Genomic DNA, 15,220 nt, shown 5'->3' with positions numbered 1-15,220 from the left:
ATTATTGGTAGGCTTTCCGCCACCAGACTATTTTTTCAGTATTATTAGTATTTAAACAGGATTATCACTATCAATGAATAGATGTTCTAACTCAAATTGTGAGGAGAGATGATTCCCTAAGGCCTGAATCCCGTAACGTTCTGTTGCATGATGTCCACAAGAATAATAATGAATGCCTAATTCTTTTGCTTGATAATACGTCCGCTCCGATATTTCTCCACTAATATACGCATCAACACCTAAACGATAGGCATCCTCAATAAAATCTTGTGCTCCCCCACTACACCAGGCAATGTGAGTAATTGGCTTTTCTCCACCACAGATCAACAAAGGATCGCGTTGTAATTTTTTTGCCAAATACTCAGTAAATTCTGTCGGTTTCATGGTTTGATTTAACTTTCCAGACCATAGTAGATTATCCGTATTTCCTGCACGATGCGTATGCACTAAATCCACTTCAAATAATTTAGCCAAACACGCATTATTTCCAAGCTCAGGATGACAATCTAAAGGAAGATGGTATGCAAATAAATTTAATTCATTGCACAATAATTTATAAATCCGTTGGCGTTTCATTCCAATAATCATTGACGCTTCACCACGCCAAAAGTAGCCATGGTGAACCAACAATGCATCCGCACTCCACGCAATTGCCTGAGAAATTGCATCCTCAGAAGCCGTCACCGCAGTACAAATTCGTTTAATATGTTCTTTGCCTTCAACCTGCATTCCGTTTGGAGCATAATCATTATATCGGTCACACTCTAACAATTGATGCAGGTATAGCGATAGTTCTTCTTTAGTAATCACCGGTCAGAAACTCGCTTGATGTCAGCACCTAATAAAGATAATTTTTCTTCGATACGCTCGTAACCTCTATCCACATGATAAATACGCTCAACCGAGGTTTCACCTTCCGCAACTAATCCAGCCAAAATCAAACTGGCTGATGCACGTAGATCCGTTGCCATCACAGGTGCGCCGGTTAATTTTTCAACCCCATTAATTATTGCGGTGTTTCCATTGAGTTGAATCTGTGCTCCCATGCGTTGTAGCTCTTGTACGTGCATAAAACGATTTTCAAATATCGTTTCTACAATCGTTGAAGTACCAGCCGCTACGGAATTCATCGCCATAAATTGAGCCTGCATGTCTGTTGCAAACGCAGGATAAGGTGCAGTAGAAATATTTACTGCCTGAGGACGTTGATTGTGCATATTAAGACTTACCCAATCCTCCCCTATGGTTAATTCAGCGCCTGCCTCTTCAAACTTACACAATTGCGATAATAAGGTGTCAGGACGTACGCGTTTTACAGTCACATGACCTCGGGTTAGAGCACCAGCTGCCAAATAAGTACCCGCTTCAATCCGATCAGACATTACTGAATAAGTGCCTCCTGAAAGAGATTCCACTCCTTCAACTTCAATGATTGAAGTTCCGGCCCCAGAAATTTTTGCACCCATTTGAATTAGAAAATTAGCAAGATCAACCACCTCAGGCTCACGTGCCGCATTCTTGATTATGGTGGTCCCTTCAGCCAAGGTAGCGGCCATGAGTACGTTTTCAGTACCAGTCACCGTAACGGTATCAAACATTAAACGCTTCCCTTGCAAACGACCACGTCTACAACGGGCATTAATATAACCATTTTTTACTGTGATATCAGCGCCCATAGTTTTTAAGGCTTTTAAATGCAAATCAACAGGTCTTGTCCCAATAGCGCATCCTCCCGGTAAAGAGACATCCGCTTTACCAAATCGAGCGAGCAAGGGGCCCAATACTAAAATTGAAGCGCGCATTGTTTTGACTAAATCATAGGGGGCAACAAATTCATTCACTTGGCTGGCATCAACCTGCACATTCATCTTTTCATCAACGATTAAATGAGCCCCTAGTTGACCTAATAACTCCATCATTGTCGTTATGTCTTTGAGATGAGGAACATTGGAAATGGTCACATGATCTCGAGCAAGCAAGCTTGCCGCCATAATAGGTAAAGCTGCATTCTTTGCTCCTGAAATGACAACTTCACCATTCAGTGCCTTACCACCGTTAATTAATAATTTATCCATGTTGCTTCCCCCATTCTTCTTTGGTCCACGTCTTCATGCTAATCGCGTGCAGCTTGCCAGAAGTAATTAACTCTTTCAGCTGGGCATAGACCCACTGCTGTCTTGCTACTTTGGATTTATTTAAAAAGACATCACTTACTACAGTTATCTGATATTGATAACCATCCCCCTCCACTTTGATGTAGGAAACATCATCAATGGCTTTAAATTTTTGTTCAATTTCTTCATTACTTATCATTAAAATTAGCCCACAAATAGAAATAAATACAACTTTTGGTAACAAATTTGTCGAGGACGGCATATGCTTTCTGCGATGCTTTATCGTCCGAAATAAAAAAAGAAAACCCGGGTTACGCTAAGCATCACCCAGGCTACAATTTATAATTCTCAAAAAGTAACCATTTTCCAAAAAATTCAGTATTACTACTGAATCATCAAAATTTATACGGCCTCCAAAATACCTTTCACACCACAAAACTCAGCTAAGGATTGAGTTTCAGCAGGAATTCCAATAATTTCAAATACCTTATTATTTTTTTTACATAATTTCCTGGCCTCGATAAGTAAAGCTAAACCAGCACTATCACAATGCTTCACATCACTTAAATCTAAGCCAAATTTGCCACTTTTATCTTCCATCAAAGCGTGATAGATCTTTGCTCGCACTGCAACAACAGACTTAAATGAAAGATCGACGCCGGGTTTAAAATACACTGTACTCACAATTATGACGCCCTTTTAAGTTGCTTTTTATCCATTAGCTTGATGACTTCATCAATACTGGAGTTTTGTAATGCTGCTGCAAACTGTGATCGGAAACTTTGCAGTAAGCTTACCCCTTCAACGCTAATATCATAAATCTTCCACTGACCATTTTTTGCAACAAGGCTATAAGACAAAGGGATATTTTGACCTTCAGCACGTACAATAATGCTATTAACCCGCAAAAAACGAGAGTTCAATGACCCTCTTAAAGGCAAAAATTGTACGCTTTCATCGCTATACTGTGCTAAAGGACTGGAATACGTACGAATTACGAGACGCGTGAACGCTTTTGAAAATTGCGTTCTTTGCGTATCTGTTGCCTTACTCCATGCTTGTCTTCCCAAAACCGAGCGTGACATCCCCGTTACATCAACAATAGGGAGCAAGTTCGTTTCTACCGCCTTATAAATGACATCAGGATTATTTTTCAAACTAGACTTATTTTCTTTGAGTGTAGCGATGATGTTATTCGCAGTTTGCTCCAGCATAGGTATAGGAGAGTTTTGCGACGCATGCATTACAGGGGATAAAATGACGCTGACAACTAATAAAATTGTTTTTATTATTCTCATGTCTCTGACCTTATTTTTTAATGTTAAAGAGTAGTTGACCAATTAAATTTTCAAGAATAATCGCTTCTTGTGTTTTTCCAATCACGTCTCCATTTTGCAAATAAGGATGATCTTTATTGTCCTCATCCTCAAAACCAGGAACGATACTAATATAATTGGAACCAAGCAAACCCTCGGTCAAAATTCGTGCCGAAGCATCGTCGTAAGGGATTTTTTTATCGCTACGTAAGCGCATAGTGACCTTGGCATTGAGTTCCCCGGGTTGTAACTCAATATGAGTTACCTCTCCAATTTTAACTCCTGCTACAGTTACAGGCGCACGTACTTTTAAACCACCAATATCGGTAAAATCAGCTGTTACATCATAACTGTCATGCGCCATAAAACTAGAAAGATTGCTCACCTTCATTGTCATGACCAATAAAGCCAATATACCAAGCAACATAAATAGCCCAACACTAAAATCTACATAACGTTGCTTACTCATTTACCAATCTCCAATCATCATTGCGGTCAACAAAAAATCAAGCCCTAATACAGCAAGCGATGAATAAACAACTGTTTTAGTCGTCGCCTGACTAATACCTTCTGCAGTAGGAACACATTCAAAACCCTGGAATACAGAAATCCAGGTTACAACAAAAGCAAAAACTAAACTTTTAATGATACCACTGAGTACATCAATACGGAAATCCACAGCTGCTTGCATGTTGGACCAAAAACTTCCTGCATCGACACCTAACCAGTGCACCCCAATAAAATAACCACCAAAAATCGCTACAGCTGAAAAAATTACGGCTAAAAGCGGCAAGGTAATAAAGCCTGCAATAAAACGAGGATAAATAACCCTACCCAAAGGGTCAACACCCATCATATCCATACTGGACAATTGTTCTGTTGCTTTCATCAAACCAATCTCAGCAGTTAAAGCGGAACCGGCACGCCCCGCAAACAACAAAGCACTAATTACCGGTCCAAGCTCTCTTGAGATACTTAAGGCCAATAACTGCCCTAATTGGCTTGAAGCACCAAATTTTTGCAACGTATTATAACCTTGTAAACCGACAACCATCCCAATAAATAATGCAGAAACAACAATAATCAAACACGACAAAACGCCCACGAAATAAATTTGATAGCGTAGCAAGGGCCAGAGCCTTGCAATGCCAGGTCGTCTGAACAACATTAAAAACAAAAATAAGCCGGAAGTTCCCAGGTCTTGCAAAATTCGTGAACTACGATTACCGATACGCGTGATGAACTCAAGCATCTAATAGCTCCTCTAAATAGGATCTGGCAGGATAGTGAAAAGGAACCACTCCATCCGCTTCACCATGCATGAATTGTTTAATTTGAGGCTCTGATGATTGTATAAGTTCCTCGGGAGTGCCTTGTCCTATAATTTTTCCACCAGAAATAAGATAAATATAATCTGCTATAGAACAGGTTTCTTCAACATCATGCGACACGATAATTGTTGTAGTATGCAGTAATTCATTTAACCGTTTGATCAAACGGACTAAAACACCAAGAGAAATTGGATCCTGGCCAGTAAACGGCTCATCATACATCATCAGTTCGGGATCCAGAGCAATTGTACGCGCTAAAGCAACTCGTCGGGCCATTCCTCCTGACAATTGATCAGGCATCAGATTTGAAGCACCCCGCAGTCCCACCGCTTCTAATTTCATCAATACGATGTCTCGTAACATGGATTCATTTAATAATGTATGCTCACGCAATGGGAAGGCTACATTATCAAATACAGAAAGATCAGTGAATAAAGCAGAACTTTGAAAAAGTAAGCCCATGTTTCGCCTTGCGTCATACAAAGCCTTACGAGACAATTGGTGCACATTTTGACCATTGACATGAATCAAACCACTATCAGGTTTTAGCTGGGCTCCAATTAACTGTAATAAAGTGGTTTTTCCAGAACCACTAGGCCCCATAATTGCAGTAATCTTACCTCGCTTGACCACCATATCAATTCCATTGAAAATGCAACGGCTCTCGCGTGTGAAGCTAAGATTTTTGATTTCGACCCAATTTTCAGGCATTCTCACTTTTCCGGTTATAGCCAAAAGTAGAAGTATACCCAAGATACATAAAAATGCTAAGCTAAAAATAGCATTTTAAAATATCTTGGATATACATACCCTATCGAAAAAAAATGAAGTATCTAATCCTATTTATTCAAATGTTTTTTTGTTAGAATGAAAAATAAACAAAAAACATCGAATGACCTATGAATTTTTGTACACTTGGACTTGCTGTTATTGAGACCGAAGCACAAGCTGTCTTTGAATTATCCCAAAGAATTGATAACCGATTTGAAAAAGCGTGCGAACTATTACTTGCTTGCAAGGGACGGATTGTAGTAACTGGTATGGGAAAATCAGGTCATATCGCGAATAAAATCGCTGCCACCTTATCCAGTACCGGAAGCCCTTCTTTTTTCATGCACCCTGGCGAAGCAAGCCATGGAGATCTCGGCATGATTACTCGACAAGATACCGTGATCGCCATTTCTCATTCAGGCAATACCTTAGAATTGGTCACCCTGCTTCCTTTATTAAAGCGCATGGAAGTTCCTTTAATTACTTTGACCGGGAATTCTGAGTCTACCTTAGCAAAAGCAGCGGATGTGAATCTAGATGTCAGTATTAAGCAGGAGGCATGCCCACTTGGCCTTGCGCCTACAACCAGCACTACTGTTGCTTTAGTTATGGGTGATGCATTGGCGATTGCTCTTCTACAGGCCAGAGGATTTAGTGAAGAAGATTTTGCATTATCACACCCCGGAGGTTCTCTGGGCAAACGACTTTTATTACGTATTGATGAACTCTGCCATCATGGAGACCAACTCCCACTTGTTCATGAAAATGCAACGGTGAGTGAAGCATTAATTGAAGTAACCGATAAAAAATTGGGTATGACGTGTATTATTGATAATAAAGGCTATCTCGTTGGAGTCTACACCGATGGAGACGTTCGGAGGACTTTAACTCGTCAATATGATATCAATACTACGCCAATTAAAGAGGTCATGACTCGTAATGCACGGACAATTCCTAAGGGAATGCTTGCCGCAGAAGCTTTGGCAATTATGCAAAAACACTGTATTACTTCACTAATTGTCATTGATGACGAAAAGCGACCAACAGCCGTTCTTCATCTCCATGATTTATTAAAAGCAGGTGTTTTTTAAATGAATAAATTAATTGAGCGAGCCAAAAACGTTAAATGCCTTATTTGTGATTTGGATGGCGTTCTTACTGATGGTCTCTTATATATCGATAACCACTTTAATGAACTAAAAACATTCCACATTCATGATGGAGTGGGCTTAAAATTACTCATGACTGCTGGAATCGAAGTAGCGGTTATTACGGGCTCGCGCAATGCAGTTGTAGATCATAGAATGCAGCAACTAGGTATTGTTCACTATTATAAAGATCAGTTCGATAAACAAGAGACATACAAGCAACTAAAAGAGAAATTAAATCTTCAAGATGAACATTTTGCTTATATTGGCGATGATCTTCCTGATGCACCAATTATGCAACAAGTCGGTTTTAGTGTCGCAGTTGCTAATGCAGTACATCAAATTAAAGAAATTGCCATGTGGCAGACAACGCTAACGGGAGGCCGTGGGGCAGTACGCGAATTATGCGACCTTATTCTCAAAGCACAGAATAAAATGGACTTGGCTATAGCAGGTTATCTAAAAAAATGAATGCAGCAAAACAACTCATGTGGCTTTTTTTTACTTTGATTCTCCTAGCCTGCTCAGGATGGTATTATGGCAGCCGCTCAACGACAATGATTCGTCTGGATAGAGATACTTTAGCGAATTCGGTAGATACGACTATTTCTAATGTTACAGTGCGTCAGTTTAATCAACAAGGGATGCTTGCCAACATACTCACAGCCCCCCTCATGCAGCATATTCAAAATGGCAATATTTATTTGTTTCAAACACCACATATTATAGTAAGTCAGGAAGAGCAAGCCCCTTGGGATATTAGTTCAAAAAAAGCTAAATCATTTGAAGGTTGCAAACGAATTACTTTTACAGGTAATGTTATAGTACGTCAGCAAAAAGGAAATAATTCACAAGAAAGTACTCTAAGAACAGAAGAAGTAACTTATTTCCCTAAAGAAAAGAAGGCCAGTTCCGATGTGCTCGTGACCTATGAACAACCAGGGAACATCATTCAATCGACTGGAATGAATGCTTACCTTGATGAAAAAAGAGTAGAATTACTTCACCAGGCAAGAGGCAGTTATGTTCCAGCGAATGGTTAACTACAGTCTAATCCTTCTTTTAATGCTTCTCTCTTCTATCGTCCATGCTCTGACAGAGGATAAAGAGAAAATAATGCATGTCATGGCTGATACAGCGGATCTCAGTCAACAAGAGCATAAAGGGATTTATACTGGCAATGTTGAATTAGTACAAGGAACAACAAATCTGCATGCAGCCAAAGCAGTGACTCTAGGAAATGAAAAAAATCAACTCGTTGTGGCTATAGCTAGCGGAATTAGCGGAAAACAAGCCCATTATTGGACGACAACAGATCCCAAGAAGCCACCGGTGCATGCCTATGCAGATACTATTCGATATTATCCCTTACGTCATTTAATTGAGTTAATAGGAAATGCTCGAGTAGAACAAGGAGAAAACTCTTTTTCTGCTGCAAAAATAAGTTATGATACTGAAAAACAGCACGTTTTGTCTCAGGGTAACAAAAACCAAAGAATAACTATTATTTATCATCCAGAAAAGAAACCATCATGAACATCCTTGAAGCGCGAAATCTAAAAAAATCTTTTAAATCGCGAACAGTGGTTAATGGCATCAGCATCCATATTAAACAAGGTGAGTGTGTTGGCTTACTCGGTCCTAATGGTGCCGGAAAAACAACCTGTTTTTATATGATCGTTGGCTTGCAATCATGCGATGAGGGACAAATTTTCTTATCTGACCAAGACATCACTGCAAGTGCCATGCATCAAAGAGCACGTTTAGGTATCAGTTATCTTCCTCAAGAAGCGTCTGTTTTCCGTAAACTTACCGTTGCGGAGAATATCATGGCTATTTTGGAGCTTAGAGCGGATTTAAACGAACAAGCTCGCGAAGAAAAGCTGGATTTATTACTTCAAGAATTTCACATTACGCATTTAGAAAAAAGCCTAGGTATGGCTTTATCTGGAGGAGAAAGACGACGTGTAGAAATTGCAAGAGCTCTTGCTATAGAACCTTCCTTCATCCTTCTTGATGAACCTTTTGCCGGAGTCGATCCTATTTCCGTTCTTGATATTAAAAAAATCATTCAACATTTGTGTAATAAAGGCATAGGCGTTTTAATCACTGATCACAATGTAAGAGAAACCCTAGATATATGCGAACGAGCCTATATTGTGAGCCAAGGAAAAATCTTGTGTGAAGGAAACCCGGAGATTATACTGGCCAATCAACAAGTCAGAGCTGTATATTTAGGCGAAGAATTTACATTGTAACTTGGAACCCGTCATCCCTTCGTATACCCGGGATGACCAAATAAAACCGAATTCCGCTGCCACTGCAGCGGTCTACATAATTGACTAACATTTTGATTTAATATGCTACTCATTATCGACAATTATGACTCATTTACCTACAACCTGGTACAATATTTTCAGTGTCTCGACCAGGAAGTGTTAGTTTATACGCATGATCAAATAAATATAAGCCAAATAAAGGACCTTGCTCCGGACCATTTGGTTATCTCACCAGGTCCCAAAGCGCCAAATGATGCAGGGATTTCAATGGAAGCTATTCGCACATTTTATCAAACTATCCCTGTATTAGGTATTTGCCTTGGACACCAAAGTATTGCTCAAGTTTTTGGGGGTCAAATAATACCTGCACCAGAAATAATGCATGGAAGAACATCAACCATAGAACATAACCAGAGTGGAATTTTTAAAAATATTCCAAATCACTTCAAAGCAACCCGCTATCATTCATTAGCAGTAGAAAAAGACAGTCTCCCAGAATGCCTCTCTATCGATGCCTGGGCTAATGATACAATTATGGCGATTTCACATCGTCAATACCCTGTTTTTGGTCTACAATTCCATCCAGAAGCAATATTAAGCCAGTATGGCCTGCAATTATTAGAGAATTTTTTACAATATGAAACCCAATCTCCTGTTTGAACACCTGATCGCTAAAAAAAACTTAAGCCCAGAACAAATGCATACAGTCATTCATGCGTGTATGTCAGGGGAATATAGTGATGCACAAATCGCAACTTTTTTAGCGCTCATGCGGATGAAGGGTGAAACTACAGAGGAATTAATCGCTGCAGCGGAGGTCATGCAGCAATTGGCTCATCCTATAAACCTCGGTTCGAATCTGATTGATATAGTTGGCACAGGTGGTGATGGGAAAAATACATTTAATGTATCTACGGCCTGCAGCTTTGTAGTGGCAGCAGCAGGTTTTCCCGTAGCAAAACATGGAAATCGCTCTGTTTCGAGTCGTAGTGGTAGTGCCGACCTACTAGAACAGGCAGGTTTCAGTTTGACTCTTACCGATAATCAAGTACAAACTTGTATCCAACAATGCGGTTTGGCATTTTTATTTGCACCCCACTACCACCCTGCCATGCAATACGCACGAACTGCACGACAACACTTGGGTATTCGAACTTTGTTCAATTTACTAGGCCCCTTAATTAACCCAGCTCGTGTAAAGAAACAAGTCGTAGGTGTATTTTCAACAGCATGGCAAAAACCTTTAGCTGCAGTTCTTGCTCATTTGGGAAGTGAACGCGCTTTAGTAGTCAGCTCTCAAGATGGATTAGATGAAATCAGTATCGCAGCACCTACAGATGTAATTGAATATCGGGAAGGAACTTTTAATCATTGGATAATTAGTCCAGAAAACTATGGCATAGAGCGCCATTCTTTAGATGAGGTGATTGTTGATTCACCACGTCAAAGTTTAGAATTTATTCAAGATGTATTTTCTGGAAAACAAGGAGCAGCACGTGATATGGTTTTATTAAATTCCGCTGCAGCGATTTACTGCGCTGACGAAAATACCTCTTTTGCAGAGGCATTAGAGCAAGCTAAGATCGCAATAGATAGCGGAAAAGCCAATCAATGTTTTACTCAACTTAGTCAACTCACTCAAACTTTAAATAAAGAATCGCATCATGAATAGTGTATTACAACGTATTGCTGAACGTAAGCAGGAAGAAGTTGCTCTGGCTCAAAAAAACAAGCCGTTAAATTCATTAGGACAACAACCCATTATGGATCGACGTGATTTCGTTGCTGCGCTAACCGAAGATCAAGCCCCGGCAATTATTGCAGAAATTAAACGCGCCTCCCCTAGCAAAGGGTTAATCAGAGAAGATTTTAATGTCGAAGAGATTGCAACAATCTATGCACAACATGGTGCACGTTGCCTTTCTGTTCTTACTGACGTTGATTTTTTTCAGGGTCACCCTGATTATTTAGCTCAAGCAAAAAATCATTGCAAATTACCGATACTCCGTAAAGACTTTATCATCGATCCCTATCAAATTTATGAAAGCCTTGCATTAGGCGCCGATTGTATCTTACTGATTGTTGCCTTACTTGATGATGCCCAACTCGCTGATTTTTGCCAATTAGCGCATGAACTGCAAATGGCAGTACTGGTAGAAAGTCATAGCAAAGAAGAACTGGAACGCGCACTGCGTTTGCCTACGCCTTTAATAGGCATTAATAATCGTAGCCTTCATACGTTTAAGACAGACATTCAACTCAGCATCCAGTTAAAACAATACATTCCTCAAGACAGAATAACCATTACTGAAAGTGGCATTAATACACATACAGATATCAATTTGATGCAGTCTCACGGAATTAATACATTTCTTATTGGAGAAAGTTTAATGAGGGCTAAAGACATAGGGAAAGCCTTAGATCAGCTTATAAAGGGGAACTAATAGAGTATAGGGCGCTATGTCTGGATAAAGACGAGGAAATATCCCCTCTCCCCTTTGTGGGAAAGGGGTCGGGCTGAGGGTCCATTAACCGAATCAATTACCCTCATCCGCCCTAATGGGCACCTTCTCCCCACGGGGAGAAGGGAGCTTCACTTAACTAAATGGTAATCGCTAAAGGCGTAAGCACCGTATCCTGGTTTTCGCTATCGCTGCACCCAGGCTACACAATGTTTTCGCTCGCTTAGGGAGTATATGCCCTGAATCTTGGTGAAAGGTTGGAATTGAGTCAAATACAGCCTTTCGGTAGATGGGGCAGGATACAAAAGCTACTCCCAATTTGGCTCAGAAGGCTGTGAAGGCTCGGGCTCAGGAGTTCCAGGAGTATCTGGCTCATAGGGCTCTGGTTCTGATGGATACTCATTAGGCTCATCAGGATACTCATAAGGTTCTGGTATTTCGTCACCGTTTTTCAAAATAGCATCCTTATGTTTGTATTATTTATAAAACATTATAGCAAAAGGAAACAAAATGAAAGTAGCTGTAATCACCGGAGCTGCAAATGGAATTGGCTTAGCGTTAAGCGAAGTCAATTTACAACGAGGCAACACTGTAGTTATGGTGGATAAAGACGGCATTAAACTCAAACAAGAGGCTGAGCGACTATTATCCCAATTCCCAGAAAAAATTCTGGAAATTCCTTGTGATGTGACTCAACCGAATGAAGTAGCGCAGTTGGTAAAGCAGATTGAGGAGCAGTTGGAACGTGTTGATTGGATCTATAATAACGCGGGTATTATAGGACAATTAGCACCTCTTTGGGACTTATGTCCTGAACATATCCAAAAGGTTATGGAGGTTAATCTATATGGGATGATTCATATCATTCAGGCATTTACTCCTTTCTTATTTCGTCAAACGGTTCATTCACATATCATTAACGTAGCGAGTTTATATGCTTTGTGTACTGGATCACAAACAGCTTCTTATGCGATGTCAAAACATGCGGTACTTGCTTTATCTGAGTCTTTGTATTTTGATTTAGTACGCCTGAACAAGCCAGTGGATGTCTCAGTGGTTTTTCCATCTTTTACAGATACAGCACTTTTATCTCATACAACCAATACAAACTCCTCTTTTCATGAAGCATTAAAGTCACTTTTATCGCATTCTCGATCTGCAGTTGATATAGCAGAACACATCGTTCATGAAGTGGAACAAAAAAAGTTCTATATTTTTCCAGATAAAGAAGTAAAAGGATATTGTGAAGAACGGACTCAGGCAATGATACTTCAAGAAAAGCCACATGTTACTAATATTGAAAAACTAATGTGCGCGCTCATTAAGCGGCAAGAGTCTCGGCATTAAAATGTAACCTGGGTCCTGCGCATGGGCCCCAATATCCATGGTGGTGTAAAAGTAACTTGGTTTTATTAGCCTCTATTGACAAATAGGTTTGAACAGTTGTGTTGGACCTTGGCCCAACACATCAAGTCGTATGATGGCTGTTTTGATGGACCAAAGCCCAACCTGCGTGCTGTGCTACAAACATGGACATGCCTCGCTATGCTCGGGAGAGCAGAGCGTGCACTACAGCCAGGCTACAAAAAAACCTCTTAAGCTTCCAGCATATCCAATAACTCTTGGCGGAATTTATGATAATCCACTTCTACGGCATGTCGTATATGCGATTTAAATCGATAATGGGGTTTATCCATTTCTTGAATAATTTTTTCGTGCAATTTATCAGGTCGATTTAAAGTACCCATAATAATACGTGCAACTATTTTTGATTGGTAATCCGCAAGAGGCCAAATACACCCTTGAGGCTGACACAAACCAATAAAATATAAATTATCATAGTCTGGATGCATCATTTTTCTATAAAGGGGTATTTTGGTTGAGTTACTAAAGTCTGCAATTTCTTTATCAAGAAATGGGAAACTGATTTTGTACCCTGTCGCAAAAATTACTGTATCAAACTCTTCATAATTGCCATGAGTAAAATAAACTCGATTTCCTTCAAAATGAGTAATTCCAGGGCGAGGAAAAATTTCTCCATGCCTAATGAAATAGAGCAATTCTGAATTAATGGTTGGGTGAATTTCTAAAGGACCACAATCAGGCTTCATTAATTTATACTTGGCATATCGACCTTGAAGAATACGAATAAAAAAGCTCAAAACTTTCTGCCTTAACCATGAAGGCATCCATCTGATTTTAGCCACAGCATCATCAGTCGGCTTACCAAATACAAATTTAGGAAAAATATTATAGCCTCTACGCATACTAATACAGGTTTTAGGTGAAATACGCGCTATCTCTACGGCGATATCACAAGCAGAATTTCCTCCTCCAACTACCAAAACACGTTGATCTTTAAATACTGAGGCTTTTTTATATTGATGTGAATGGAGTACTTGTCCAGAGAATGTACCTGGATATTCTGGCATGAAAGGGTCCCAATGATGGCCATTAGCAACCAACAAATAATCGAAACACTCTTCATGAGTACCTTGATCGTTTTCAAAAATAACGTTCCATTGATGATGATCGGTATGTTGTACCTTTACAACATTGGTATTAAAACGGATGTACTTAATCAAATCAAAATGTTCAGCATAACTTTTGAAATAATCTAAAACCAAGGCATGTGCTGGATAATCAGGAAAGTGCGCCGGCATAGGAAAATCCTCAAACTCCGACCACCGCTTAGAACTGATAATATGTGTGGTTTCATAAACACTGGAATGATTATTATCTTCATCATAGATCCAGTTACCACCGATCTGATTATTTTTTTCGAAGACGGTGATATCAGTTATTCCCTGTTCTTGCAAATTTTTAATTGCAGCAAGCCCACTTGGACCTGCTCCAATAACGCAGACACGAGGACAATCTTTTTTACCCTTTTGCTTTATTTGCATTACTCAACACCTTTTTCACTTCATCCATTATCATTGCTTGAACCACAGGATCTTTATCAATCGTGAAATGATTCACTTGAATTCCTTTTATCGTAGCGACATTGATATTGTCAATACGGGTTTTTTCTGGATTTACTGCCCTGAGTTTTAAACCACTAAACATGGGAACAAAACCAGGTTTGTAAAAATTCATCGCATGCTTCACATTTGGAGGTACAATTGTTTGAGACACTGCATCTACAGTAACGAGTAAATCCACTGGAATGCCTGCTTTATCAAGATTACGCGCTACTTTAATTTGCTCATTAGCACCCAAAGAATGCCCTACTAGAATAATAGGTCGATGCATCTTATGTTTTTGATAATAAGAAACAATAGAACGCGTTACATTACCAGCGTTGTACCACATATTACTGGGAGCTGGTATATTACATTCCTCAACAACAGTACCACTGAGTGTTCGCATACCCGTACTAAAAAGTCCAAGGCCACCTAACATCGTATGTACTTCACCCCGATAGGATTGGGTTTTACTCGCCTTTACTGTGTTCACTTGTTTCGTTGATTTCGGAGATGTAGGTTGATGGACCACAGATTGAGCGATCTTTGGTATTGGTTTTTTCTCAGAAGCCCTGCCACCTGATAAGTCAACACAACCCGTCATACTCATGGTGATGAGGAAAAACAAAAATGAGCAGAAAATACCTAATTTTCTATTTTTGAAGAAAGAGTTCATTTTATTTTTATTCTTATTTTTTAGAGAAAAGATCATAGCCTATTCTTAGAAGGTTTGCCAAGATGGCTTATGCATGAAGTTCACTCTTTCGTGCTGTAAGTCTACAATGAATTTTGTTACTCTGCATCTTAAAGATGGAATACTTTTGTTATGTTTA

The 15,220-nt window shown here is 39.6% G+C and carries 20 protein-coding genes; 9 read left to right on the top strand and 11 right to left on the bottom strand.

Annotated features, from left to right (window positions below):
* Positions 1–51: 51 nt before the first annotated feature.
* From ACF8MK_RS11790 to ACF8MK_RS11755, 8 genes are all read right to left on the bottom strand, one after another.
* Entirely contained in the window at positions 52–810 is a 759-nt protein-coding gene (locus tag ACF8MK_RS11790; protein ID WP_392536824.1) for a Nif3-like dinuclear metal center hexameric protein, read from the bottom strand.
* Positions 807–2,075, bottom strand: a complete 1,269-nt coding sequence (murA, locus tag ACF8MK_RS11785; RefSeq protein ID WP_265704624.1) for a UDP-N-acetylglucosamine 1-carboxyvinyltransferase — start codon at positions 2,073–2,075, stop codon at positions 807–809. The genes ACF8MK_RS11790 and murA overlap by 4 nt, the downstream gene beginning before the upstream one ends.
* Complete coding sequence (locus tag ACF8MK_RS11780; protein WP_028380130.1) at positions 2,068–2,313, bottom strand: BolA family protein; 246 nt, start codon at positions 2,311–2,313, stop codon at positions 2,068–2,070. The genes murA and ACF8MK_RS11780 overlap by 8 nt, the downstream gene beginning before the upstream one ends.
* A 203-nt stretch (positions 2,314–2,516) precedes the next feature.
* Positions 2,517–2,798, bottom strand: coding sequence for a lipid asymmetry maintenance protein MlaB (locus ACF8MK_RS11775; RefSeq protein WP_265704623.1), 282 nt, complete (start codon positions 2,796–2,798; stop codon positions 2,517–2,519).
* Positions 2,799–2,800: 2 nt separating this feature from the next.
* Positions 2,801–3,412, bottom strand: coding sequence for a phospholipid-binding protein MlaC (locus ACF8MK_RS11770; RefSeq protein ID WP_392536823.1), 612 nt, complete (start codon positions 3,410–3,412; stop codon positions 2,801–2,803).
* Between the two features lie 10 nt (positions 3,413–3,422).
* On the bottom strand, positions 3,423–3,899 hold the full coding sequence (mlaD, locus tag ACF8MK_RS11765) for an outer membrane lipid asymmetry maintenance protein MlaD (RefSeq protein WP_265704621.1): 477 nt from the start codon (positions 3,897–3,899) through the stop codon (positions 3,423–3,425).
* Positions 3,900–4,682 carry a lipid asymmetry maintenance ABC transporter permease subunit MlaE gene (mlaE, locus tag ACF8MK_RS11760; protein ID WP_392536822.1) on the bottom strand — a complete coding sequence of 261 codons (783 nt, stop codon included), beginning with the start codon at positions 4,680–4,682 and terminating at the stop codon, positions 3,900–3,902.
* On the bottom strand, positions 4,675–5,472 hold the full coding sequence (locus tag ACF8MK_RS11755) for an ATP-binding cassette domain-containing protein (RefSeq protein ID WP_265704619.1): 798 nt from the start codon (positions 5,470–5,472) through the stop codon (positions 4,675–4,677). Before ACF8MK_RS11755 ends, mlaE begins: the two co-directional genes overlap by 8 nt.
* 188 nt (positions 5,473–5,660) lie before the next feature.
* Here ACF8MK_RS11755 and ACF8MK_RS11750 point away from each other — a divergent pair, with 188 nt between their 5' ends.
* The 8 genes from ACF8MK_RS11750 (at position 5,661) to trpC (ending at position 11,403) form a co-directional block, all read left to right on the top strand.
* The gene (locus tag ACF8MK_RS11750) at positions 5,661–6,623 is read left to right on the top strand and encodes a KpsF/GutQ family sugar-phosphate isomerase (protein ID WP_265704618.1); all 963 of its coding nucleotides are present in this window, start codon (positions 5,661–5,663) and stop codon (positions 6,621–6,623) included.
* Entirely contained in the window at positions 6,624–7,151 is a 528-nt protein-coding gene (kdsC, locus tag ACF8MK_RS11745) for a 3-deoxy-manno-octulosonate-8-phosphatase KdsC (RefSeq protein ID WP_392536821.1), read from the top strand.
* Positions 7,148–7,723: an LPS export ABC transporter periplasmic protein LptC gene (lptC, locus tag ACF8MK_RS11740; protein WP_392536820.1), complete on the top strand. Its 576-nt coding sequence runs from the start codon at positions 7,148–7,150 to the stop codon at positions 7,721–7,723. Before kdsC ends, lptC begins: the two co-directional genes overlap by 4 nt.
* Entirely contained in the window at positions 7,704–8,216 is a 513-nt protein-coding gene (gene lptA, locus ACF8MK_RS11735; RefSeq protein ID WP_392536819.1) for a lipopolysaccharide transport periplasmic protein LptA, read from the top strand. The genes lptC and lptA overlap by 20 nt, the downstream gene beginning before the upstream one ends.
* Positions 8,213–8,938: an LPS export ABC transporter ATP-binding protein gene (gene lptB / locus ACF8MK_RS11730; protein ID WP_392536818.1), complete on the top strand. Its 726-nt coding sequence runs from the start codon at positions 8,213–8,215 to the stop codon at positions 8,936–8,938. Before lptA ends, lptB begins: the two co-directional genes overlap by 4 nt.
* Before the next feature lie 102 nt (positions 8,939–9,040).
* Complete coding sequence (locus ACF8MK_RS11725; RefSeq protein ID WP_392536817.1) at positions 9,041–9,619, top strand: anthranilate synthase component II; 579 nt, start codon at positions 9,041–9,043, stop codon at positions 9,617–9,619.
* Positions 9,597–10,631 (top strand): anthranilate phosphoribosyltransferase, encoded by a 1,035-nt coding sequence (gene trpD, locus ACF8MK_RS11720; protein ID WP_392536816.1) that lies wholly within the window; start codon positions 9,597–9,599, stop codon positions 10,629–10,631. The genes ACF8MK_RS11725 and trpD overlap by 23 nt, the downstream gene beginning before the upstream one ends.
* Entirely contained in the window at positions 10,624–11,403 is a 780-nt protein-coding gene (gene trpC, locus ACF8MK_RS11715; RefSeq protein WP_392536815.1) for an indole-3-glycerol phosphate synthase TrpC, read from the top strand. The genes trpD and trpC overlap by 8 nt, the downstream gene beginning before the upstream one ends.
* 326 nt (positions 11,404–11,729) lie before the next feature.
* On the opposite strand, the gene ACF8MK_RS11710 is transcribed toward trpC, so the two are convergent.
* Entirely contained in the window at positions 11,730–11,876 is a 147-nt protein-coding gene (locus ACF8MK_RS11710; RefSeq protein WP_265704610.1) for a hypothetical protein, read from the bottom strand.
* 55 nt (positions 11,877–11,931) lie between these two features.
* On the opposite strand from ACF8MK_RS11710, the gene ACF8MK_RS11705 reads away from it, so the two are divergent.
* Entirely contained in the window at positions 11,932–12,768 is an 837-nt protein-coding gene (locus ACF8MK_RS11705; RefSeq protein ID WP_392536814.1) for an SDR family NAD(P)-dependent oxidoreductase, read from the top strand.
* 248 nt (positions 12,769–13,016) lie between these two features.
* On the opposite strand, the gene ACF8MK_RS11700 is transcribed toward ACF8MK_RS11705, so the two are convergent.
* Both ACF8MK_RS11700 and ACF8MK_RS11695 read right to left on the bottom strand, forming a co-directional pair.
* Positions 13,017–14,327, bottom strand: a complete 1,311-nt coding sequence (locus ACF8MK_RS11700) for a flavin-containing monooxygenase (protein WP_392536813.1) — start codon at positions 14,325–14,327, stop codon at positions 13,017–13,019.
* Complete coding sequence (locus ACF8MK_RS11695; protein WP_392536812.1) at positions 14,305–15,063, bottom strand: hypothetical protein; 759 nt, start codon at positions 15,061–15,063, stop codon at positions 14,305–14,307. Before ACF8MK_RS11695 ends, ACF8MK_RS11700 begins: the two co-directional genes overlap by 23 nt.
* Positions 15,064–15,220: the final 157 nt, after the last annotated feature.

Origin of the sequence: Legionella sp. 227, assembly GCF_043161935.1 — a bacterium.
In the GTDB taxonomy this organism is placed as follows: Bacteria; Pseudomonadota; Gammaproteobacteria; order Legionellales; family Legionellaceae; genus Legionella; species Legionella sheltonii.
This window is presented reverse-complemented; position numbering and strand designations above follow the sequence as displayed.